The 21,359-nt window shown below is 67.0% G+C and carries 21 protein-coding genes; 10 read left to right on the top strand and 11 right to left on the bottom strand.

The window, feature by feature from the left end; genetic code table 11:
* Positions 1-6: 6 nt before the first annotated feature.
* The 10 genes from VM621_RS17065 to VM621_RS17020 are packed head-to-tail and all read right to left on the bottom strand — an operon-like array spanning position 7 to position 10,067.
* Positions 7-1,551 carry a B12-binding domain-containing radical SAM protein gene (locus VM621_RS17065; RefSeq protein WP_325470161.1) on the bottom strand — a complete coding sequence of 515 codons (1,545 nt, stop codon included), beginning with the start codon at positions 1,549-1,551 and terminating at the stop codon, positions 7-9.
* Positions 1,548-2,249, bottom strand: coding sequence for a class I SAM-dependent methyltransferase (locus VM621_RS17060; protein WP_325470204.1), 702 nt, complete (start codon positions 2,247-2,249; stop codon positions 1,548-1,550). The genes VM621_RS17065 and VM621_RS17060 overlap by 4 nt, the downstream gene beginning before the upstream one ends.
* Entirely contained in the window at positions 2,246-3,478 is a 1,233-nt protein-coding gene (locus VM621_RS17055) for an amidohydrolase family protein (protein ID WP_414674564.1), read from the bottom strand. The genes VM621_RS17060 and VM621_RS17055 overlap by 4 nt, the downstream gene beginning before the upstream one ends.
* Before the next feature lie 4 nt (positions 3,479-3,482).
* Entirely contained in the window at positions 3,483-4,313 is an 831-nt protein-coding gene (locus tag VM621_RS17050) for a class I SAM-dependent methyltransferase (protein ID WP_325470159.1), read from the bottom strand.
* 24 nt (positions 4,314-4,337) lie between these two features.
* On the bottom strand, positions 4,338-5,174 hold the full coding sequence (locus VM621_RS17045; RefSeq protein ID WP_325470158.1) for a Wzz/FepE/Etk N-terminal domain-containing protein: 837 nt from the start codon (positions 5,172-5,174) through the stop codon (positions 4,338-4,340).
* Positions 5,150-6,322 (bottom strand): hypothetical protein, encoded by a 1,173-nt coding sequence (locus tag VM621_RS17040; RefSeq protein WP_325470157.1) that lies wholly within the window; start codon positions 6,320-6,322, stop codon positions 5,150-5,152. The genes VM621_RS17045 and VM621_RS17040 overlap by 25 nt, the downstream gene beginning before the upstream one ends.
* A complete protein-coding gene (locus VM621_RS17035; protein ID WP_325470156.1) occupies positions 6,319-7,266 on the bottom strand; it encodes a glycosyltransferase family 2 protein in 948 nt (315 codons plus the stop codon). The genes VM621_RS17040 and VM621_RS17035 overlap by 4 nt, the downstream gene beginning before the upstream one ends.
* Complete coding sequence (locus VM621_RS17030) at positions 7,263-8,519, bottom strand: O-antigen translocase (RefSeq protein WP_325470155.1); 1,257 nt, start codon at positions 8,517-8,519, stop codon at positions 7,263-7,265. The genes VM621_RS17035 and VM621_RS17030 overlap by 4 nt, the downstream gene beginning before the upstream one ends.
* On the bottom strand, positions 8,516-9,628 hold the full coding sequence (locus tag VM621_RS17025) for a DegT/DnrJ/EryC1/StrS family aminotransferase (protein WP_325470154.1): 1,113 nt from the start codon (positions 9,626-9,628) through the stop codon (positions 8,516-8,518). The genes VM621_RS17030 and VM621_RS17025 overlap by 4 nt, the downstream gene beginning before the upstream one ends.
* Before the next feature lie 13 nt (positions 9,629-9,641).
* On the bottom strand, positions 9,642-10,067 hold the full coding sequence (locus VM621_RS17020) for an FdtA/QdtA family cupin domain-containing protein (protein ID WP_325470203.1): 426 nt from the start codon (positions 10,065-10,067) through the stop codon (positions 9,642-9,644).
* Between the two features lie 194 nt (positions 10,068-10,261).
* Here VM621_RS17020 and VM621_RS17015 point away from each other — a divergent pair, with 194 nt between their 5' ends.
* From VM621_RS17015 to dusB, 8 genes are all read left to right on the top strand, one after another.
* Positions 10,262-10,792, top strand: coding sequence for a cytochrome b (locus VM621_RS17015; protein ID WP_325470202.1), 531 nt, complete (start codon positions 10,262-10,264; stop codon positions 10,790-10,792).
* 23 nt (positions 10,793-10,815) lie between these two features.
* Positions 10,816-12,159, top strand: coding sequence for a cytochrome C (locus VM621_RS17010; protein ID WP_414674563.1), 1,344 nt, complete (start codon positions 10,816-10,818; stop codon positions 12,157-12,159).
* A gap of 34 nt (positions 12,160-12,193) precedes the next feature.
* Positions 12,194-12,553, top strand: coding sequence for a c-type cytochrome (locus tag VM621_RS17005; RefSeq protein ID WP_414674565.1), 360 nt, complete (start codon positions 12,194-12,196; stop codon positions 12,551-12,553).
* Positions 12,554-12,610: 57 nt separating this feature from the next.
* On the top strand, positions 12,611-13,354 hold the full coding sequence (locus VM621_RS17000; protein WP_325470151.1) for a hypothetical protein: 744 nt from the start codon (positions 12,611-12,613) through the stop codon (positions 13,352-13,354).
* An 80-nt stretch (positions 13,355-13,434) separates the two neighbouring features.
* Positions 13,435-14,019 (top strand): RNA polymerase sigma factor, encoded by a 585-nt coding sequence (locus VM621_RS16995; protein ID WP_325470150.1) that lies wholly within the window; start codon positions 13,435-13,437, stop codon positions 14,017-14,019.
* Positions 14,016-14,654, top strand: coding sequence for a zf-HC2 domain-containing protein (locus VM621_RS16990; protein ID WP_325470149.1), 639 nt, complete (start codon positions 14,016-14,018; stop codon positions 14,652-14,654). The genes VM621_RS16995 and VM621_RS16990 overlap by 4 nt, the downstream gene beginning before the upstream one ends.
* A complete protein-coding gene (locus VM621_RS16985; RefSeq protein ID WP_414674562.1) occupies positions 14,651-15,955 on the top strand; it encodes a S8 family serine peptidase in 1,305 nt (434 codons plus the stop codon). The genes VM621_RS16990 and VM621_RS16985 overlap by 4 nt, the downstream gene beginning before the upstream one ends.
* A 54-nt stretch (positions 15,956-16,009) precedes the next feature.
* Positions 16,010-16,996 carry a tRNA dihydrouridine synthase DusB gene (dusB, locus tag VM621_RS16980; protein ID WP_325470148.1) on the top strand — a complete coding sequence of 329 codons (987 nt, stop codon included), beginning with the start codon at positions 16,010-16,012 and terminating at the stop codon, positions 16,994-16,996.
* Positions 16,997-17,006: 10 nt separating this feature from the next.
* On the opposite strand, the gene VM621_RS16975 is transcribed toward dusB, so the two are convergent.
* Positions 17,007-18,029 (bottom strand): hypothetical protein, encoded by a 1,023-nt coding sequence (locus VM621_RS16975; RefSeq protein ID WP_325470147.1) that lies wholly within the window; start codon positions 18,027-18,029, stop codon positions 17,007-17,009.
* A 151-nt stretch (positions 18,030-18,180) separates the two neighbouring features.
* On the opposite strand from VM621_RS16975, the gene VM621_RS16970 reads away from it, so the two are divergent.
* The gene (locus tag VM621_RS16970; RefSeq protein WP_325470146.1) at positions 18,181-20,526 is read left to right on the top strand and encodes an FdhF/YdeP family oxidoreductase; all 2,346 of its coding nucleotides are present in this window, start codon (positions 18,181-18,183) and stop codon (positions 20,524-20,526) included.
* Entirely contained in the window at positions 20,516-21,355 is an 840-nt protein-coding gene (gene fdhD / locus VM621_RS16965; RefSeq protein WP_325470145.1) for a formate dehydrogenase accessory sulfurtransferase FdhD, read from the top strand. Before VM621_RS16970 ends, fdhD begins: the two co-directional genes overlap by 11 nt.
* Positions 21,356-21,359: the final 4 nt, after the last annotated feature.

The following is a 21,359-nucleotide window of genomic DNA, read 5'->3' as shown; positions in this document are numbered from 1 at the left end:
CCTCGCCTAGAGACCGGAAACCTGGGGCATGCGTAGCCGCACGAGCTTGTTCGCCAGGTTGAGTTCCCAGGGCCGGTCGTACTGGCGGCGACGATAGCGCCACGACGCCATCGCACTCAGGCCACGCTTGGCCCACGACGGCGAACGAAGGTCCTGCACCGTGGGGAACCGGCAACGCAGGACCGTCACGAAGTCCTGGATGTGTCGGCGCAACTCGTCCGTCAGCCAGGGCGCATCGGCGTGGCAGGCGTAGTCCACCCAGCGCCGCTCCATCCACTCTTCGGGTGTCGACGGGAAGATCACCGGCTCGCCGTGCAGGTCGAGCAAGGGCATGGAGGCGTGCTTGCCGCGGTCCTTTTCGTGTTTGCTGCTTTCCGGCAACGGCGTGTAGATGTAGACGATGATCTCCGACGCCGGATTGATGCGCTTCAGCTCGCGGATGAACTCGAACGTGTGCTCGGTCTCCTCCAGCGTGTTCTGCGGCGGCGCCACCATGAACGACAGCTCGGGGATCACGCCGTTCTTCCGGCACAGTTCGGCCACCTGCAGCGTCTGGTCGGGACGCGTGCCCTTGCGGATCTCCTTGAGCATGGCGCCGCTCGGCGACTCCGCGCCGACGTAGGCCATGCGCAGGCGGCTCTGTCGCACCAGGTCCCAGGTGCCCTCCGAAAGATTCAGCAGCGCGTCGGAACGTGCGTAGCACCACCACGGCATTTCCAGTTTCGCCATGACTTCGAGCAAGGGAATCATGTCCACTTCGCGATCGAAGAAGTTGTGGTCGAAGAACTGGATCGAATCGGCGCCGAGTTCGTATTTCAGGTAGCTCAGGTCGCGCTCGAGGCGCTTCGCCGTGGGCAGCGCGGTCGTGCCGCCGAACATCGCGTTGACCCCGCAGAACGTGCAGCGGAAGCGGCAACCTATCGACGCCTGGTGCGCGGCGGTGCGCTCGCCGAGAAAGGTCCGCGCGAGATAGCGCCGAGGGTCGCCCAGTTTGTCGTAGGGCAACACGATGCCGTTATCGCCGAGCGAGAAGCGCCGGCTGGGATTGTGGACGACCGCGCCGTCGCGCTTCCACGACAGGCTGCCGATATGCGCGACCGCCGGCTCTCCGGGGCGACTCAGCGCGGCGACCAGTTCCGGCAGGCTTTCCTCTGCCTGCCCGCGTATGGCGTAGTCGACATAAGGCGCGGCAAGCGCGGTGTCCGTGTAGAGCGTGGGGAAGTAGCCGCCCCAGACGATCGGCAAGTGCGGATAACGCTCGCGAATGACGCGGGATACCTCGATGGACGGGGCGATCTGCGGGCCGCCCATCACGCTGATGCCGATCGCGTCGAAGCGGTCGCCGTCGATGGCCGCCAGCGTGGCACCGATGAAATCGCGATCGACATTGCCGTCGACGATCTGGCTGTGACCGTTGCGATCCAACGCCGCCGCGAGGTTCAGCAGTGAGAGCGGAAAGCGCGCGCTCGAACGCGAGGTGATCGTCGGATTGATCAGCAGGGTCCGGGGCGATCGGCCGGTGTCGGCCGCGGATGCATCGAATCGGTTCACGCTATGCGCCTCAACTGGAAGACCAGGGCCACGGGAAGTTCGAGGGCCATCGGATCGAACTGCGCGCCGGCGGGGATGTCGGCGGGATCGAGCATCGGTTCTTCCACGCGTTCGATCGCCAGGCCCAGCGCCGCGCAGGCCGCATGCCAGTGACTGTAGAGATGGCGCGTGTGACGTACCGCATAGCGCTGGCCGCCGGCGCGGAAATCGCGCTGCCAGCCCAGGGCGTGGCCGATCGGATGAACGTCGCTGCAGAGGATGCGCCCGCCCGGACGGGTCGCGCGCCGAAGTTCCGCCAGGGCCGGCTGCAAGGCTTCGAGGTGGCCGATCGTGAGCGCGCATACCGTCAGGTCGGCGATCGCGCCCGGCACCGGCATGGCGGCGAGATCGCCCTCGCGCAGCGCGACGCGCGCGTGTTCGGGGTGCTCGCCCAGCGCTGCGCGCGCACGCGCCAGCATGGCCGGGGACAGGTCGACGCCGGTGACGCGCGACGCGCCACGACGCAGCGCGTGCATGAGGTAGCGTCCGCTGCCGCAGCCGGCGTCGAGCACATGCCGGCCGCGGAGCACCTCGGGTATCAGGGCCAACATGGCGCGCTCCTCGGCCATCATGACCGGGTTGTGCGCGTGCGCGGGATAGCTGGCCGACCACAGCGCGTACGCGGCCACCGGTTCCAGCTCCGGCAAGGGTGAGGTCAGTGACACGGTGCCTCCATGGCGAGATCCGACTCGCGTTCGTCATCGGCGAGGAAAACGTCCAGACCCGCCTCGAGGACGCAGACGGCAGGGTCGACCAGGGATCGCGCGATCAGCTTCGGGCGACCGTCGAGCGTGGCGGGCACGGCATCGACGCCGGCCGCCGCGAACCATTCGGCGAAGTCGGGATCGGCGACGCGTGGCACGCCTCCACGGACGACGGCACGGATGTCGCCGCGGGACACGCCGACCAGGCTGTCCGCGGCCAGGCCGTCGCGATCGCGCACGATCAGCAGGTCCGCCGGCGCACCCGGCGCGAGGCTGCCACGCAAACCGAGGCGGAAGATGCGAGCCGCATCGGTGGTCACCAGGGAAAGCAGCGCGGTGTTCGACAGTTCCCCACTGGCCGAGACGGCGCCCAGTTCGTCGAGAAGATCGCGACGACCGCTCAGTCGCGAGTCACTGCCCAGCGCGAGGCGCCCTGCGGCATGCAGGCGACGCGGGTCCAGCGTGCGGCCGAGAAGCGCATGGTTACTGCCGGGACACCAGACGACGGCGGCCCCCCTGGCGATCACGCGTTCGATGTCGGCCTCGTCCATACCGACCCCATGGACCAACACCGTATGGGCGCCGAGGCAGCCCAGCGCATCCAGGCGTGAGAGCTCCGACGCGGCCACGCTGTCGGTGCCCTCCGCCAGATGGATCATCCACGGTCGTCCCGCCGGCGTGGCGAGGTAGCTCTCGCGCACCGGCGGACCGAAGTCCGGACCGTCCAGCGCATAGCTCCATCCGTGGTCGCGGAGCAGCGTCACCGGGAAATCGTCCGCATCGAGCTCCGCATGCCAGGGATCGTGATGGACGACGAAGGTGGTTCCCGCGAGCAGGTTCTTCAGCGCGCCGTGACGCAGGCGCACGGCTTTCGGCACATGCAATGCGCAGACGACCCCGGCGTCGCGGAAATGCGGCTGGAACGCCGCGATCCACGCGTAGCTGTTCGCGAACGGCGCGCCGGTGCGCAACGGCGGCACGGCGTTCACCTGGAGGTGCTCGTGTCCATTGATCAGGCCCGGGAAGATCCGATGTCCCCGCACGTCGACAGCGAACGCCCCGCGCGCCGCGGATGCGGAGACGCGACCGGCACTGAGCGTCAGCGGCGCGCGCGAGACGCCGCTGCCGAGCATCGTCAGGCCGCCTTCGAGTGTCGAATCGATCATGGTCGGTGGCGCTGCCATGACGTCAGCGACGGCGCAGCACGATCAGGAAGTGATCGCCCATGTCGCGCAGCAGAGGCAGCGTGCCGAAGCGGTCGTCGAGCCGGCCCAGGCGCTCGTACCACGCCGGTCGACGCTCGTAGCGCTCGACCATGTACGGGGGCGGCATGAACAGGCTCAGCGCACGGTAGCCAGCCAGCTCGAAGCAGGCGGCGAAGGGCCGGTAGAACTCGCGCGGCAGGTAGTACTTCGTCCAGATGGTGTGGCGATTCATGCCCACCGCGGTCGCCCCGCGCGCCGCGCGTACCGCCGCACGGCGAAACCTGCCGCGCAGTGCGTAGTGAACCGCTTCCCAGGGGCAGATGCGACCCATGACGGAGAAGATCATCACGCCGCCGGGACGCACGAGACGTGCGCACTGCCCGGCCACATCGTCCAGATCGGGGGCGCAGTTGAGTGGCCCGAAGTTGGAATACACCCCGTCGAACGTTCCTTCGAGACTACCGAGTTCCTGTACGCCGAGGTGCCGCGCCGTCAGGCGGCCATCCAGTGCCGCGTCGCCTGCACGGGACAGCGTGCGTGCGACCATCGAGGGCGACCAGTCCGTCGCGACGACCCGGTGACCGCGCCGCGCGAACTCCGCCGCGTCGATGCCCGTGCCGCAACCGATGTCGAGCAGGCGCGAGTCGTTGCCCAGCTCGGCCGTCACGGTGTCCCAGAGCGTCAGGCGCATGCGCTGGATGAGCGCGTTGTTGCCGCGCGGACCGTCGTAGTCGGCGGCGACGCTGTCGAATGCCCGCTGCGTGTCGAGCAGACGCGCGGCATCGATCGGTTCGGGCGTCGGTTGGGCACTCATATCGGTCGCTTCCGGGTGTTCGGATCAGTGAGTGCCGTGCGGATGCGCTTTGGTTGAACGGCGGCGCAGGGCGTTGCGTGCGATCGCCGCGACCCCGCCGAGAAACAGGCCGAAGACGATACCCATGCCGAGTGCCAGTACATGGTTGGGAAAGGCACGCGTGTCGGGCACATACACCGGCCAGGGCATCGACGTCTCATAGGTGTAGTTGGGCGCGAGCCGCACCAGAAGCTCACTGCGCGCCTGCTGCAGCGCACGGATGTCCTGGTTCTTGCTGGCGAGCAGGACGCCGGACAGGGCTGCCGCCGTGCGGTCCGCGGCGTTCGTCGAACTTTCCAGACGGTCGCGATCCGCCAGCGCGACGCGCAGGTTGCTCTCCAGTTCATCGAGCCTGTCCCGGGCGAGCTTCAACGGCAACGCGTCGATCCGCTGGTGAATCGTCTGTAACGCGGCGAGCGTCGCCTTGGCCAGGCCCTTGGCCTGATCGGCCGAGTACGCGCGAAGGGTGAGCTTGAAGAGGTTGGCATACGGCTGCGGGTCCGTCTTCAGGCTCCGACGAAACAGCCGACCCTCGGGCGAATCCGGGAAGAGGCCGAGGCTACGGAGGACATCGTCCTCGAACGCCACCGACTGCACACGCGCGATCACGCGCAGCAAGGGCTCGGCCTTGGGATCCTGGCCGACCGGACTGGAACCCACCTGGCCGATCTGTATCCACGCCGTGGCCTCCCACTGGCTGCGCGCCGTGGCGACCCAGGCCAAGGTGAGCCCGAGCACCATGACAAGCACGGCGACGAACCAGCGCCACTCGCGACAGAAGATGCGCCATAGGTCGATCAGGTAGATTTCGTCTTGTTCCATGCGTGGGGCTCGGTGGAATGGGAAAGGGAGAGACCGCCGCGACGGCTCGGCAACAGGGCTGCACAAAGTTGCATCGACAGGCAAAGCACGATGAACGCGCCGTTGGTCCAGATGAAGGCCTGCGGTGCGAAGGGCGACATCACGCAGACATAGGCCACGCGCAGGAAGATCAGCAGGGAGAACAGCGACACCGACGCGCGAAGCCGGCGCACGCTCCACACCAGCAGCGCGTAGAGCAGGAACATCGAGGCGACGGCGCCAAGCGGCCCGAAGGCGAGCAGGAACGGCAGGAACTCGGTCCCCACGTTGATGTTCGCCGCATCGAACGGAATGTCCGTCGGCGCGGATGTCATGGGTCCGGCCTGCGGGACGAGTTGGCCGATCAGGAGGCTCGTGTCGGTGTAGCCCTTGGCCACCATCGAGGCGAAGTTGTACGGCCCCGCGCTGACATAGAGCACCAGCCATTTGATGCCCTGCGGCGAGGCGAGGTACAGCGGGCTGAACGGCAGGGCCACGTTGTCCAGCGAGCCCGAGCGCACCGCACCGAGCACCGAGAACACGGTCGCCCCGAGCACGCCGATCACACCGATGGATTTCCACGGCAGGGGCCGACGCTCGTCGCGCCTGAACAGAATGACGAGGGCAAAGGAGAACAACGCCGCGAAGATCCGGTTGCGGTCGATGACCAGCACCGGAAAGACCAGCCCCACGATGATCAGCGCGTTACGCAGGCCTCGCTGTCGCGTGCACAGCAACCCGATCGGCGGCAGGGTCCAGCACAGCGACGAGATATGCCGCACGTGCTCGCGACCCGGTTCCATCGTGGCGTAGGACGCCGGGTTGTCGAGCAGCGGCACGGGAAACAGGGCCAGGTCGAGGCCGCAGAACAGGATCACGACCGCGGCGAAGACGAGGGCCACCAGCGCTTCGCGGCTACCTGTGTAGTCGCGCGCACGAACGCGCGCGATGGAAGGAAGTCGGATGCCCGCGAAGGTATCGACGAGGACGATCGCGCCCGCGGCCATCATTAGCAGCGACATGCCCTGGAGATAGCCGGCAGGGAGATCGTAGGCGAGCCAGGTGACCGCGCAGGCCAGCAACAGGGGCCAGGCGATATACGTTGCCGGCGAGCGCAGGAGCCACTTCATACACCCTCCGCGTGAGGGTGGACGGCACGCCGAAGACGCAGCTTCGACACGAGCAGGAGAGCGGCATAGGCGGCCAGGTGCAGGGCGACGCGAGTGTGGCGCTTTTGCAGAAAGGCGATCTTCGCACCGATGTATTGGGCCTGGGCGCGCAGGAGCGTGCGGTACGGTTCATCGAACAGGCAGACGCGGCTCATCGCCACCTCGCGCGATTCGACCAGGTTCACGATGCGCGTCGCGGTGTGCCGCGTCTTGCTGAAGTTCGCGCCGTGCAAACGGTAGGCGCATACCGCGACGTCGATGAAGCCCAGGGCGTCGCGGGCGGCCAGACGCAGGAACATGTCCCAATCGTCGATACGCAGGCCCTCGGTCCAGCGTGCCACGGTTTCCAGCACGCTCTTGCGCAACAGGGTGACCGGGCCGCCGACCGCCCAGTGGCCGATCACGGCACGGCGGATGCCGTCGCTGGAGTCGTACAGCCTTTTGTCCGCCCCGTGCAGGTCGCACATGCCACTGTCGTAGAGCCGGTTGCCGTCGCCGTCGATCACGATCGAATCGCCGATGACCGCACCCTTGGTCCGGTGCGTCACGAGATAGCGAACCTGTGCCTCGATACCGCCGGGCAGGAGGTAATCGTCACTGGCCCCGATGCGCAGGAACTCGCCATGCGACCGGGCCGCCAGTTCGTTGAGCGTCGCGGCGATACCGCGATTCTCCCGACGGACGAACTCCACCGGGATTTCACTGCCATGCGCCGCTACCCAGTGCTCGATCCGCTCCGCCGTGTGGTCGGTCGACCCGTCGTCGATGATGACGATCTCCTTCGCCGGGTAAGGATCCTCGAGCACGCTATCCAGGCAGCGCTGCACGAAACCCTCGTGATTGAACGCCGGGATCAGCACCGACACCAGGGGCACGCGGGTCCATTCGTCCAGTTCGACGGTCATGCGCGCAGCCCCCCAAGGTAGTGGCGGACCACCAGCAGGTTGAAGATCAGGTAGCCGACATAGTTGATGGCGAAGGCATACATCGCGCCGACCAGCCCGAAATGTGCCGTGCACAGGTAGACCAGCAACAGGTAGCTCACGCCGAAGGCGATCTCGGCGGCCACGAACAACCGGGTCATGGCCTTGGCCAGCATCACGTAGGAGAGAACGAAGGAGGCGATCTTCACGACGTCGCCCACGAGCTGCGGGGCGTAGAGCGCATCGGCCGAGGTGAAATCCGTGCTGAAGAGCAACCGGGTGACCCATCCGCGAGCGAGGTAAACCAGGGCCGCCAGCACGAGAACCGCCGGCAGGATATGCCGATAGGCGTTACGCAACTCATCGACCAGCGCGCCGCGTTCACTGATCGATGCGAGCTTTGGCAGGTAGTAGATGTTGATCGCCGCGGTGAGAAAGAGCAGGTAGGCGTCGGAGACCTTGCTCACCGCCTGCCAGTTGCCGACCTGCTCCCAGCCGAACTGCAGCGCGAGATGGTCGCGCACGGCGATATTCACCAGGGGCGGCAGCACGGCCGAGCTGATCGTCATCAACGAGAACGCGGCGAGCCGGCCGTTCATTTCCCGGTCGAAACGCAGCCGCGGCAGGCTCTGCCGGAAATAAGGGCTGCGCCACCACGAGGGCAAGGCCACGGCGAGCCAGGCCAGCTGACCGAGGACGAGGGCGAGCAAGGCGCCATAGAGCTGGAAGCGGCTGGCGAGCCAGGTGGCCATGGCGATGCCGAACACCGAACCGATCACCTGGATGAAGGCCAGCCGGCGGACATCCATGAAACCGTTGATCACGGCCAGCACATAGTTCACCGCGGCGATGCCCAGTTGCGCGATCGCGAGGACGCGGATGAGGCTTTCGAAGCTCGCGTCGCCGAGGATCCACACGGCGAGCTGCCGACTGAAGACCAGCGCGGCGATACCCATCAGGCACGATGCGCACAGCGCATAGGACAGCGCCGCGGCGAGCAAGCGCGACAAGCGTTGCGGATCGCCACGGTACTCGGCGACGTATTTGACGATACCCGCGCTTATACCGCCACCGGCCAGCACGGCCAGCAACGACATCAGGCTCATGAATTGCCCCAGCCGGCCGACGCCTTCGGGCCCGGCGAACCAGGCCACCAGCTTGATCACGACGAGTCCCGCCAACAGGCGCGCGGCCGTGCCGATGGCCGAATAGAAACCGGCACGCGCCAGGCTCATGGCCGAACCTCGAAGCTCATGCATGCCGAGATGACCCGCGCCACTTCTGCGTCGTCGAGTGTCGGGCCGATCGGCAGGCTCAACACTTCCTCATGCAGGCGTTCGGTCAGTGGCAGATTGCCGGCGAAGATGCCGGCATACGCCGGCTGCCGATGCGGGGGCACGGGGTAATGGACCTGGGCATGGATGCCATGCGCCAGCAGGTGCGCCTGCAGCGCGTCGCGGTGGGTGCTGCGAACGACGAACAGGTGCCATGCGTGGCTCTCGTCACGCACGACCTCCGGCAGGGCGATGTCCCGATGCTGGATCGCGGCCAGGTAACGACGGGCGACCGCGCGGCGATGGGCAACATCGGCGTCGACGTAACCCAGCTTCACGCGCAACATCGCAGCCTGCATCTCGTCCAGTCGCGAGTTCACGCCCTGGTAGAGATGCCGGTACTTTTCGAGCGAACCGTAGTTGCGCAGCGCGGCGACGCGCGCGGCCAGCTCGGCATCGGCGGTGACGACCGCCCCGCCGTCGCCCAGCGCGCCGAGGTTCTTCGCGGGAAAAAAGCTGAATGCGGCGGCATCGCCGAACGAGCCCGCACGACGTCCCGCCCGGATGGCGCCGTGCGCCTGCGCCGCATCCTCGATCACCAGCAGCCGGTGTCGGTCGGCGATCGCGGCGATCGCGGGCATGTCCGCCAGCTGGCCGTAGAGATGCACGGGCATGATCGCGCGCGTTCGCGGCCCGATCGCCGCCTCGATGCGTGCCGGGTCGATGTTGAACGTGGACGGCTCCGGCTCGACCGGGACCGGGACCAGTCCGCTGTGGGTGACCGCCAGGAAGCTGGCGATGAAGGTATTGCCCGCTACGATCACTTCGTCGCCTTCGACCAGGCGACCCAGCGACTGGTAGGCACGAAGGATCAGCAGCAACGCGTCGAGCCCGTTCCCGACGCCCACGGCGTGCGGCAGCCCGCACCATTGGGCGAACTCGCGTTCGAACGCGTCGACCTCCTGGCCGAGCACATACCAGCCGGAGTCGATCACGCGCGCCGCCGCCGCCTTCAGTTCGTCGGCATGGCGCGCATTGATGGCGCGTACATCGAGGAAGGCAACGTCCATTACGCGGACGCCGTCACAGGGCAAGGCCTTCCACATAACGCGCACCATGCACTTCACGCAGGAACTGCGCGTAATCGGTGATGTAATCGCCGGGGTCGTAGAACTGGTCGGCGAGCACCATCAGCACGCAGTCGTCGCTGAAATCGTAGAGTTCGCGCCAGACCATGCTGCCGAGCAACAGGCCCTCCGCGGGATCGTCGAGCACGACGGTCGACGGACCGCTGCCGTCGTCGAGCAACAGCGTGACCGAGCCGCGCACCGGTACCGCCAGCTGCGTGAGATGGCGATGGGCATGCTGCCCGCGGTGGACATCCGGCGTATTGGCGAAGATGTAGTACACACGACGGATCTCGAACGGGACGTTCCGATGCTGCTCGAGGGAGACGAGCATGCCGCGGCTGTCGCCGTGCTTCTGTAACGGGATGCGCTCGATGTGCATGCTCTGGGCCAGGCACTGTTTCGTTGATGGCGTCATACGAAGCTGAGTGCCGGGCCTGTGATCAAAGGTTGCGGCAACCTTCCGCCGCCAGCGCGGCACTCAATCGCATTGGCAGCGATACGAAGGGCAGCTGGGGCATGGGACTGAATCCACGAATCCCGTCGAGGGACACGTCGTTGTCGGGCGAACGGGGCCTGGCACCCCTGCCCCGGCGCCTGCGCGTCCTGCACTGGCTTACCGTGGTCTGCGTGGTCCTGGCCGCCGCCTTCATCCTCACGCGCGACCAGCTGGACGGGCGCAGCGTGCGCTTCTGGCTACTCGAGGGGCATCGCCACTTCGGCCTGTTCGTGCTCGCACTCTTCGTCGTCCGTGTGGTCGTCCGCCTGCGGGTTGGCAAGCTCCCCTCGGCCGGCGAGATGGCGTGGCCCGTGCGGGTTGCCGCCGGCCTCACCCATGTCGCGCTCTACGCCTTGCTGGTCACCCTGCCCCTGCTTGGTTGGGCGCTCAGCAGTGCGGAAGGCAACCCCGTCCACGTGTTCGGTGCCACGTTGCCCAACCTCGTGGCCGCCGACGAAGACCTTGCCGACAACCTGCAGGCCTGGCACCTGGATGCCGCCTGGGTCTTGCTGGGTCTGGTTTGCCTGCATATCGCCGCTGCGCTCTGGCATCACTTCGTCATGCGCGACGGCGTGCTCCGCCGGATGTGGCCCAAACGCCGTCGCTGACCACACGAAAACAAGGAAATGTCATGGTGTCCCCTTTGATCAGACGCGCTATCCGCTGGGCACGACCCACACCACTGGCCTGGGTGGTCGCCGCCCTGCTGATGTTTGCCAGCACCGCTGCACAGGCCATCCCTGCCTATGCACGGCAGACAGGCTCCGCCTGTGCGGACTGCCACGCGGGCTCCTATGGCCCGCAGCTCACTCCGTATGGCATGCGCTTCAAGCTCAATGGCTATACCGACACCGACGGCAAGGGATTCAAGGTTCCGGTGTCGGGCCAGCTGAGGGAAACGTATACGAACCCGGCAACCGGCAAGAGCACGACGAACCTCACCGAGGGTGACCTGTACCTCGCCGGTCGCCTCACCGACCAGGTCGGCGGCTTCGTGAAGGTCGAGGCCGATCGCACCGGACACGACACGTACAACACGCGACTGAGCAACGTGGACCTGCGCTTCGTCGCCAGGGAACTGAAACTCGGCGGCAAGGATCTCACCCTTGGCGTGAGCGTGAACAACAGTCCCGGTTTCCAGGATCCGATCGCCGCGCTGCCGAATGCGTCCTTCATCGCACCGGTGGGCGTGACCGGCTCGCTGCTCAGTCTCGCCACCCCTAACGCGCCGAGCAACCGGGTCATCGGCGCGACGATGTACGCGCTCTACGATCGGAACTGGTACGGCGAGGTGGGCACGTACCGCTCGCTGCCGAAATCCACACAGGACCACCTCGGTTACAACGTCGCCAGCGATCCGGGCAGCTTGCACGACACCGGCTATTTCCGCTTCGCATACATGAAGGATATGAAGAAGCAGTTCTTCTCCGCCGGCGTCGTCGCCCTCACGACGCATCGATCGCTGCCGCGCTCCGGGCCCAGCGACCATCTCACCGATCTCGGCTACGACCTCACGTACCAGTACCTCGGCAACCGCGAACACATCCTGCAGTTGAGCTACGTCAACATCCTGGAGCAGCGTCACTATGGCGCGGCGCTATTCGGAGCCGGTGGCGTGGCCGCGCCGGATCGCGGCAACGTGCACGACCAGACGCTCACGGCCACCTACACCTTCCACCAGACCTACAGCCTCTCGGTGTCGCGCCTGCTCAGCACCGGCAGCCGCGACAGCGTGCGCTATCCGCCCTTCGGCAATCCGGATGCGACGACCAACATGGTCACGCTGTTCTGGGCACCGTTCGGCAAGGACGATTCGTACACCACCATCGCCAACCTCAAGCTGGCGGCCACCTGGTACCGCATCACGCGGTTCAACGGTCGCGAGGACAACATCTTCGGCGCTCCCCCCGGCGTCCGCCCCACCCATGCAGGAGACCTGAATGCTTTCACCCTTTCCGCCAGCCTCGCGTTCTGAGGCGCGTCGCTCCCGCCTGCTCCACGGCGTCGTGTTGGCCGGGCTGCTGTTCGGCTGGTACGCGGCATCCCCCGCCGTGCGAGCCGGTGACGCCAGCGCCGGCGCCGACGTCTTCAAGTCCGAATGCGCCGAATGCCATGCCGTGAAGGAGGGACGCAACAAGAAGGGTCCCAGCCTGTTCGGCATCGTCGGCCGGCCATCGGGCAGCATCGCCGACTACAGCTATTCCGACGCCCTCAAGCAGGCCAACTGGACCTGGACCGCGGACAAGCTCCACTGGTACCTGTCCCAGCCGGCCAAGACGGCCAACCCCGGCACGAAGATGAAATACGATGGACTGACCGACGCCAAGCAGCTGGACGATCTGCTGTCCTACCTGGGCAACGTGCACTGACGACCTCCGAATGACGACCTGATGCGGCAAAGCCACCCCGGATCCACACACAGGGGCATGCGATCGGCACGGTGGCTCGCCACCCTGCCGACGCGTGCCTGCGTCCGACTTGGCATCGGTGTGTCGGCCGTGCTCCTGGCCCTCCCCGGGACGGCCCTGCATGCCCAGTCGTCGACCCTCGGAGGCGCCCTGGCGCTGAGCAACCAGCTCGTCGATCGCGGCCTGGCCGTCACCCCGAAGACGCCGGTGTTGCAGGGCGCGCTGTCCTGGACCACGCCATCGGGCTGGTCGCTCGGCCTCTCGGCCAGCACCGAAACGCGATCGCCGGCCCAGGTCGTCGAAGCCCTGGCCCAGGCTTCGTACGCGTGGTCGCTGTCGAGCGACTGGCAGATGCAGGCCGGCCTGATGTACTACCGCTATGGCAACGACTCCCACTGGCGAAGCTACGACCGCGTGGAACTGGCGGCGACCTGGATCTACCGCGACGTGCTCACCTTGGGCCTCTCCGAGGCCCAGCTCATCCACAGCGGCGGCCGCGGACCGCGGGGTGCCGCGGACATCGGCTTTCGCTGGCCACTGGCGTGGAAGCTCGCCGGGTCGGCGGGGATCGGCACGGCCCAGTACCTCGTCCCGCCTTACTACCGCCAGCATCCCCGCTACCAATACGGACACGTCGGCCTGGTGTGGGAGAATGCCGGCTGGCGGGTGGAGCTCAACCATATCGTGACCCAGCACGCGCCGCGCCCTGCGGGCTCGCCAGCCGTCTCACCGTGGAATGCGACCATCGCACGCACGTTCTGACGAGGCGGCACCGGGGCCGCGCAACCTTTCCCCTCGCATGGGGCACTCACGCTGGTCTCCCGACTCGCTCCAAGCCAACCATGAATGACGCGGACACCGACGCCGATACCACCGACCGCCTCTTACTGCAGCGCATGGCGGCGGGCGATCGTACAGCGCTCAGCGTGCTTTACCGCAGCTACCACGGACGATTGTGCCGCTTCCTTTCGCGCCTGACCCGGCGCGCGGACATCATCGAGGAAGTCATCAACGACTGCCTCTGGATCACCTGGCAGAAAGCCGGGAGCTTTCATGGCGACTCGCGCGTTTCCACCTGGATCATGGGCATCGCCTATCGCTGCGGCCTGAAGGCCCTGCGCCAGCACGGCAGCGAACCGGTGGACGAAGATTCGATTCCCGAAGACCGCGTTCCCTCGCACGACCCCGACGAAGACCGCGAACTGCGCGACTGGCTCGGCAAGGGAATGGACCGCCTCACCGTGGACCAGCGAGTCGTGGTGGAACTGGTATACGGCGTCGGCCATACACTGGACGACGTCGCGGTCATCATGCAGTGCCCGGTAGGTACCGTGAAGGCACGTCTTTTCCACGCGCGGGTGAAGCTGCGCAACGTCCTTCCCGGCCTCGCCGGTGCGACGTCCGTTTCGAGGGAGAATGCGCCATGAGGATGCCGACGGATACGGGCCGCGACTGCGGTCGCGCCTGGGAAGCGATGCCCTGGGTACTCCAGGACAGCGCACCGCAGGAACAGACCGAGTGGCTGATGGGCCATCTCGCCGAATGCGACAGCTGCCGCGCGGAATTCGAACAACAGAAACGCCTTCGCCTGGCAATGTCCTTGCCGGCGGATGTGTCCATCGACCCCGAGCTGGGCCTGCGTCGCCTGCTCGCCCGCGTCGATGCCCCGGAAATCGTCACGCCGCCGGCGCGTGCCGCCGGCGGCAGCTGGGTGACCCGCGCCCTCGTGGCCGCCGTGCTCATCCAGGCGATCGGCCTGGGCACGCTGGGGGCGAAATTCTGGGCGGAAGGCACGCCGCAGCCGGCGTACCACACGTTGAGCCAGCCGTCGGCGCACGTCCCGGCCGGCGCTATCCATGTCGTTCCCGACACCGGCATGAAGCTGGCCGACTGGAACGCACTGCTGCAGTCGATGCAGTTGCAGGTCATCGGTGGCCCGAACGATGTCGGCGCGTACACCGTGCTGCCCGAGGGTGGTGCGGCGGCTTCGCCCCAGCTCGTCCAGCGTCTCCGCGCCGCGCCGGGTGTCCGCCTCGCCGAACCGGTCAACGCCAATCCATGAAGACAGGCCTCGTTGCGCTGTCGTGCCTGCTCGCCATGTCGACCGCGTGTGCGCCTGCGCGGTCGATGCCGCCGGTCGATACGAAGGCGACTGCCACGCCGGCCGGCGCGGTCGTTCGCATGGACAGCCAGCGTGACATCGTGCTCGCCGTCGCCAATCCGCTGGCGCCGGCCTCGACGCACGCCGGTTCCAGCCTGCTCGGCTACGCGCCCTCCGCGCACTACGGCGCAGGCCAGCGGGCGATTTCGGAGTTGAACGACCTGAAACGGCACTACGACCTGCAGGAAGTCAGCGGCTGGCCGATCAAGACACTCGACCTTTATTGCGTCGTGCTGCATCCGGCGCCGGGCGTCGACCGCGACCAGCTCATCGCCGCGCTGCAGAAAGACGAGCGCGTGCAGCTCGCGCAACCGTTGCAGGATTATTCGGTGTATTCGAGCGACACCGACGGCGCCGACGCGCACAAGTACAACGATCCCTACGCCGACCTGCAACGCGGGTTCGTGGAAACCGACGCGGCCCTCGCGCACAACGCGAGCCAGGGCGAAGGTGTCCGCGTGGCCATCGTCGATACCGGCGTGGACATGACCCACCCGGACCTGCGCGGGCATATCGGCGATACGCGCAATGTCGTCGACGACGATACCTCGGCTTTCGATCACGACAGCCATGGCACCGAAGTGGCCGGCATCATCGCCGCGATCGGCGACAACCACCAGGGCATGGTCGGCATCGCGCCGAAGGCCAGGCTCAGCGTCTACAAGGCCTGCTGGTATCCCGCCGAGGCGCATGGCGGCGCGCGCTGCAATTCGTTCACCCTGGCCAAGGCACTGGCCGCGGTGAACGACACGGATGCACGCATCGTCAATCTGAGTCTCGGCGGCCCCGCCGATCCCTTGCTCAGCAAGCTGCTCGCCAAGATCCTCAGTGAAGGCCGTATCGTCATCACGGCGATGCCACCGGACGGCAAGCTCAGCGGCTTTCCCGATGGCGCCCCCGGGGTCATCGTCGTCCGGACCAGCGCCACCACGCCCGCCCCCGCCGGCGTGGTCAGTGCGCCCGGCAACGACATCCTCACCACCCAGCCCGGTGGCGGTTACGACTTCACCTCGGGCTCCTCCATGGCCACCGCCCATGTGAGCGGCATCGTCGCCCTGATGCTCTCGCTGGCGCCCGGGCTGGATCCCGCCTCGGTCCACGCGATCCTCCTCGCCAGCAGCGTGCAGAAGCACGGCATGCTCGAAGTGAACGCCGCCGGAGCCGTCGCCGCCCTGAAAAGGGCCGGAAAAGCCGTCCGCTGACCCGCCGGGGTGGGCCTGGACACGGTGCCTTCGCGGATCGCGTAAAATCGCCCCATGCGCATCGGCCCCTATTCCATCGCACCCGGCGTGGTGCTCGCGCCCATGGCTGGCGTCACCGACAAGCCCTTTCGTCTCCTGTGCAAGCGCATGGGGGCCGGCCTGGCGGTGTCCGAGATGACCACCGCGGACCCGCGCCTGTGGAATACGACGAAGTCGCTGCGGCGGATGGATCATGTGGGCGAGCCGGAGCCGGTCAGCGTGCAGATCGCCGGCTACGACCCCGGCATGCTTGCCGAGGCGGCAAAGTACAACGCCGACAACGGCGCCCAGATTGTCGACATCAACATGGGGTGCCCGGCGAAGAAGGTCTGCAACGTGTGGTCGGGCTCCGCCCTGCTGCAGGACGAACCGCTCGTAGCGCGCATCCTCGCCGCCGTGGTCGAGGCGGTGGATATTCCCGTCACGCTGAAGATCCGCACGGGCTGGGATCGCGACAACCGCAACGCGCTGACCATCGCGCGCATCGCCGAGGACGCCGGTATCGCCGCGCTCGCCGTGCATGGCCGCACGCGCGCGGACAAATACGAGGGCGAGGCGGAGTACGCGACCATCGCCGCGGTGAAGGCCAGCGTGCGCATTCCAGTCATGGCCAATGGCGACGTGGTCACCCCGGAAAAAGCGCGCGACGTGCTCGAGGCGACCGGCGCCGACGCGATCATGGTCGGCCGCGGCGCGCAGGGCCGGCCGTGGATCTTCCGCGAGATCGCGCATTTCCTCGACACCGGCGAGCAGCTCGCCGAACCCACGCCCGGCGAAGTCCGCGAGATCCTCTGCGGCCACCTCGAGCACCTCTACGCCTTCTACGGCGAGAAGATGGGCGTGCGTATCGCGCGCAAGCACCTGGGCTGGTATGCCAAGGACCGCCCGGAAAATGCGGCCTTCCGTGACGTCGTCAATCGCGCCGAGGATGCCACCACGCAGATGCGCCTGACCCGCGAGTACTTCGACGCACTGGAAGCCGGCACCTCGCTCGCTGCCTGACGCGACCCGCTCAGCCCGTGCGCGACTGCGGCGGCGGCACGTGGGCCGCCTCGCGTAACGATCCGGTCAGGCCGCTGTCGCCGTACCTGTCCAGATAGCGCGCCAGCGTCGCCGCGAATGCCTCGTCACACGCCCAGCGGCCATGCCCGCTCGATGGCGAATGCCGGTGGACGAAGTCCAGCAATTGGACGCACTCGTGGCGGTAGCCCAGGTCCAGGAAGCGGTCGGCCGCACGCGTCGTCTCGCCCAGCGGCGCGGCCGCGAAACCCGTCGCCCCTGGATCGTCGATCTGCAGGCCGGCCATCGAGCAGCCCAGCTTGAGGCCAAGTGCCTCGCGCAGCACGGCGTCGAAGTCCTCGCCCTTGTAGCGGCAGCGATCGCTCCACCAGGTCCAGTAATGGATGGTGTCGCCCAGCGCATGCAATGCCGAGGCCACCAGGGCGTTCCCGCCCTGCACCGCGTCCTGCGCAATCACGAAGGCGAAGCTCTCGCCCGCGGCCAACCTCACGGAAGCCGTGGCGACCCCGTCCGCAAACGAGAGCGGCCGTGAACATGCCACGTGCCAGCCAGCCTCAGCCCGCCCGGCCGTCGCACTCGATGCCTGCCGCCCCGACCCACATTCGGTAGCGATGCCCACCCGGCAAGCCAGATCGAAGTCCAGCACGCCCTCCGTGCAAGTCACCAGCCGCACGAACCGCCCGGCCGCGATCGCCTCGGCCTGCCCCGGCCGTCCTTCCGCCAGGGCCATGAAATCGACCACCCGAAGCTCGCCGGTCTCGGTTCGCGCGGTGGATTCGAGGACGTTCGTCCCGGGCACATACGCGGTCACCCAGACGGGGGCGCCATCGAAGGCAAGGCTCAGCAAAGGCCGACCGGCTTCGATCTGACCAAGGAGACCGGCATGCCTGTCCAGTGCCAACTGGATGATCGAGGCATCGCCCCGCACCCGACCGAAGCCGCGCAGGTCGCCGATCGGCAGGCCGCAAGCGATCTGCCGTTCCTGGGTAACGGCGGCAAGCTCTTGTAGGGACACGTCAGTTCTTCCTGGCGCCTTGGGGAGGACGCCGAGCGGCGCGGAGGTTGAAGCAGCGTCCGGCAAAGTCGTGTGAAACCTTCGTAAGGGGGGTCTTAATTAACGCTGTCCCGTTTAGGATTGGCGTCAGGTACAAAGATCGGGCCAGGCCATGAGCGAGAAAGACCTTCCGGAGGTTCCGGGCGTTTCCGACTACGACGCTGCCGCAGGCGGTTGGGGCGCCCTGGGCGCCGTGGCGCGTGCCATCAGCGGGCAACTGGCCTTCGGCCGCGAGACGCTCGCCCTGCACCGGATGAATCAGCCGGCCGGTTTCGACTGCCCGGGGTGCGCCTGGCCCGATCCGAAGGAAACCTCCTCGTTCGAGTTCTGCGAGAACGGAGCCAAGGCGGTGACCTGGGAGGCCACGTCCAAGCGGGTCAAGCCGGAGTTCTTCGCGAAGAACACGGTGGCGGATCTGTGGAACCTCACCGATTACACGCTCGAAGGCCTGGGGCGAATCACTCATCCCATGGCGTACGACCGTGCCAGCGATACCTACCAGCCCATCGCCTGGGACGAAGCCTTCCGTCGCATCGGCGAGGCCTTGCGCGCCCTGCCCAACCCCGACATGGCGGAGTTCTACACCTCCGGACGCGCCTCGAACGAAGCCGCCTTCCTGTACCAGCTGTTCGTTAGGGAATTCGGCACGAACAATTTTCCCGACTGCTCGAACATGTGCCACGAAGCCACCAGCGTGGGCCTGCCGAAGTCGATCGGCTCGGGCAAGGGCACCGTGTCGCTGGAGGATTTCGACCATTGCGATGCCATTTTCTGCATTGGCCACAATCCCGGCACCAATCATCCACGCATGCTGTCGACGCTGCGCGAGGCCTCGCTGCGCGGGGTGCCGATCGTCGTGCTCAATCCGCTGCCCGAGCGCGGCCTGGAGCGTTTCACCTCGCCGCAGCATCCGGTCGAGATGCTCACCAACAGCTCGGTGCGTATCGCTTCGACGTACTACAAGCTGAAGATCGGCGGCGACGTGGCCGTGCTCAAGGGCATGATGAAATACCTGCTGGCGGCCGACCGGCTGGCGATCGCCGCAGGCCTGCCCGGCGTCATCGATCGCGACTTCATCGAGGCGAACACCACCGGTTACGAAGCGCTCGTCGACGACGTCGACGCGACGAGCTGGGAGGCCATCGAAGCGAAGTCCGGGCTGACCCGCGCCGAGATCGAATCCGCTGCAGATATCTATGCCAAGGCCAAGCGTGTCATCGTCTGCTACGGCATGGGGATCACCCAGCACGCGCATGGCACCGAGAACGTGCAGCAGATCGCCAACCTGCTCCTCCTGCGCGGCAACATCGGCCGCCAGGGCGCCGGCATCTGCCCGTTACGTGGGCACAGCAACGTGCAGGGCGATCGCACGGTCGGCATCTCCGAAAAGCCGAACGCGGAACTCAACGACGGCATCCGTGCCACCTACGGCTTCGAGCCGCCCGTGGCGCATGGACACGATGCGGTCGCTGCGGTCATCGCCATTCGTGACGGTCGCTCGAAGGCGCTGGTCGCCCTTGGCGGGAACCTCGCCGTGGCGATGCCGGATACGGAAGAAACCTTCGAAGCGATGCGGGGGCTGGACCTGGCCGTGCACATCGCGACCAAGCTCAACCGCTCGCATCTCATCCTCGCGAAGCAGTCCTTCATCCTGCCCTGCCTGGGCCGCACCGAGTTGGATGTGCAAGCGACGGGTGCGCAATCGGTGACCGTGGAAGATTCGATGTCGATGGTGCACGCGTCGGCCGGCAGCCTTTCTCCCGCGTCCGAACACTTGCGTTCGGAGCCGTGGATCGTCGGCGGCATCGCCAAGGCGACGCTTCCGCACACGCGGGTGGACTGGGATCGACTGGTCGGCGATTACAACCTGATTCGCGACGACATCGAGAAAGTGTTCCCGATCTTCTTCGACTTCAACCGACGTGTGCGCCAGCCGGGCGGCTTCCGCCTGCGCGTGGCGGCGAGCGAACGCGATTGGGCGACACCGGACAAGCGTGCGCAGTTCCTTCTCGCACGCGGCCTCGACGAGGATCCGTTGCCGGGCGACGGCGAGCTGATGCTGACGACGATTCGTTCGCACGACCAGTACAACACCACGATCTACGGCTTGAACGACCGTTATCGCGGCGTCACCGGCAGGCGCGATGTGATCTTCATGCACGCGAACGATCTGGCCGCGCGCGGCCTCAAGCACGGCGACCGCATCGACGTCGTCGCCACCGGCGTCAACGCCGCCGACGGCAGACGGCGCGCCGTGGACGGCTTCGTCGCCGTGGAATACGACATCGCCGAAGGCTCCGTGGCGATGTACTACCCCGAAGGCAACGCCCTCATCGCCCTGGAAAGCCACGACCGGCGATCGGGCACGCCGGCGTACAAGTCGGTGCCGGTACGGATCACCGTCTCGGCCCTGCCCCACCTCGCGAAACCGAAGGCGCGCGCCGCGTATGCCAGCTGAGCGACAGCCACCGAAAGGGTCGGCCGCGCGGCCGGTACTGCGCGTCGAGCGCGGCATCGCGACGCCGGATGACGATCGCCTCGCGGAAGAAGTGCCTGTCGCGATGCATGTCGACGGCGAGCCCTTCGCGGTGATGATGGCGACACCGAACGATCTCGAGGATTTCGCACGTGGGTTCGCGTTGACCGAAGGCATGGTCGGCGCGGTCGAGGAGATCGAACGGATCGACGTGCAGGAGGTGCTGGAAGGCATCACCGTCAACATCCGCACCGCGAAGACCTGCGGGAGTCGCTTCAGCGGCGACTTCAGTGCCGAAGCCCACTCCCCCCGGGAACGGCTGCTCCCGGGTCGCAGCGGCTGCGGCATCTGTGGCAGCCGTGAGCTCGAGGATGTGGTGCGTCATCCGGACCCCGTGGGCACCGGCCCGACCATCGGCTGCGACGCGATCGAACGAGCACTGGAGTCCCTGCGTGCGGCGCAGCCGATCAACGCCTTCACCGGTTCGGTTCACGCGGCGGCATGGGCGCTACCCGATGGCGCCCTCGTCTGCGTGCGAGAAGATGTCGGTCGCCACAACGCTTTGGACAAGCTGATCGGGGCGATGAGCACGGCGCACATCGATGTCGATGACGGCTTCGTGGTGATCACCAGCCGCGCCAGTTATGAAATGGTGACCAAGGCGGCCGTGGCCGGCATCACGATCGTCGTCGCGATATCGGCGCCCACGGCGCTGGCGGTGCATCTGGCGGCCGATTGCGGCGTGACCCTGATCGGCTTCGCCCGGCCCGGGCGGTTCAATGTCTATAGCCGGCCGCAGCGGATCATCTGAGCGA

It is taken from the genome of Luteibacter sp., from assembly GCF_035539195.1.
Lineage (GTDB): Bacteria > Pseudomonadota > Gammaproteobacteria > Xanthomonadales > Rhodanobacteraceae > Luteibacter.
This window is presented reverse-complemented; position numbering and strand designations above follow the sequence as displayed.

What these genes read in the sequence shown, in the direction of transcription:
- VM621_RS17050 (WP_325470159.1), bottom strand. Translation starts at nt 4,313, where the DNA reads ATGAGTGCCCAACCGACGCCCGAACCGATCGATGCCGCGCGTCTGCTC.
- VM621_RS17055 (WP_414674564.1), bottom strand. Translation starts at nt 3,478, where the DNA reads ATGGCAGCGCCACCGACCATGATCGATTCGACACTCGAAGGCGGCCTG.
- VM621_RS17025 (WP_325470154.1), bottom strand. Translation starts at nt 9,628, where the DNA reads ATGGACGTTGCCTTCCTCGATGTACGCGCCATCAATGCGCGCCATGCC.
- VM621_RS17035 (WP_325470156.1), bottom strand. Translation starts at nt 7,266, where the DNA reads ATGACCGTCGAACTGGACGAATGGACCCGCGTGCCCCTGGTGTCGGTG.
- VM621_RS17020 (WP_325470203.1), bottom strand. Translation starts at nt 10,067, where the DNA reads ATGCACATCGAGCGCATCCCGTTACAGAAGCACGGCGACAGCCGCGGC.
- VM621_RS16970 (WP_325470146.1), top strand. Translation starts at nt 18,181, where the DNA reads ATGAGCGAGAAAGACCTTCCGGAGGTTCCGGGCGTTTCCGACTACGAC.
- fdhD (WP_325470145.1), top strand. Translation starts at nt 20,516, where the DNA reads ATGCCAGCTGAGCGACAGCCACCGAAAGGGTCGGCCGCGCGGCCGGTA.
- VM621_RS17040 (WP_325470157.1), bottom strand. Translation starts at nt 6,322, where the DNA reads ATGAAGTGGCTCCTGCGCTCGCCGGCAACGTATATCGCCTGGCCCCTG.
- VM621_RS16995 (WP_325470150.1), top strand. Translation starts at nt 13,435, where the DNA reads ATGAATGACGCGGACACCGACGCCGATACCACCGACCGCCTCTTACTG.
- VM621_RS17045 (WP_325470158.1), bottom strand. Translation starts at nt 5,174, where the DNA reads ATGGAACAAGACGAAATCTACCTGATCGACCTATGGCGCATCTTCTGT.
- VM621_RS17030 (WP_325470155.1), bottom strand. Translation starts at nt 8,519, where the DNA reads ATGAGCCTGGCGCGTGCCGGTTTCTATTCGGCCATCGGCACGGCCGCG.
- VM621_RS16985 (WP_414674562.1), top strand. Translation starts at nt 14,651, where the DNA reads ATGAAGACAGGCCTCGTTGCGCTGTCGTGCCTGCTCGCCATGTCGACC.
- VM621_RS17000 (WP_325470151.1), top strand. Translation starts at nt 12,611, where the DNA reads ATGCGATCGGCACGGTGGCTCGCCACCCTGCCGACGCGTGCCTGCGTC.
- VM621_RS16990 (WP_325470149.1), top strand. Translation starts at nt 14,016, where the DNA reads ATGAGGATGCCGACGGATACGGGCCGCGACTGCGGTCGCGCCTGGGAA.
- VM621_RS17010 (WP_414674563.1), top strand. Translation starts at nt 10,816, where the DNA reads ATGGTGTCCCCTTTGATCAGACGCGCTATCCGCTGGGCACGACCCACA.
- dusB (WP_325470148.1), top strand. Translation starts at nt 16,010, where the DNA reads ATGCGCATCGGCCCCTATTCCATCGCACCCGGCGTGGTGCTCGCGCCC.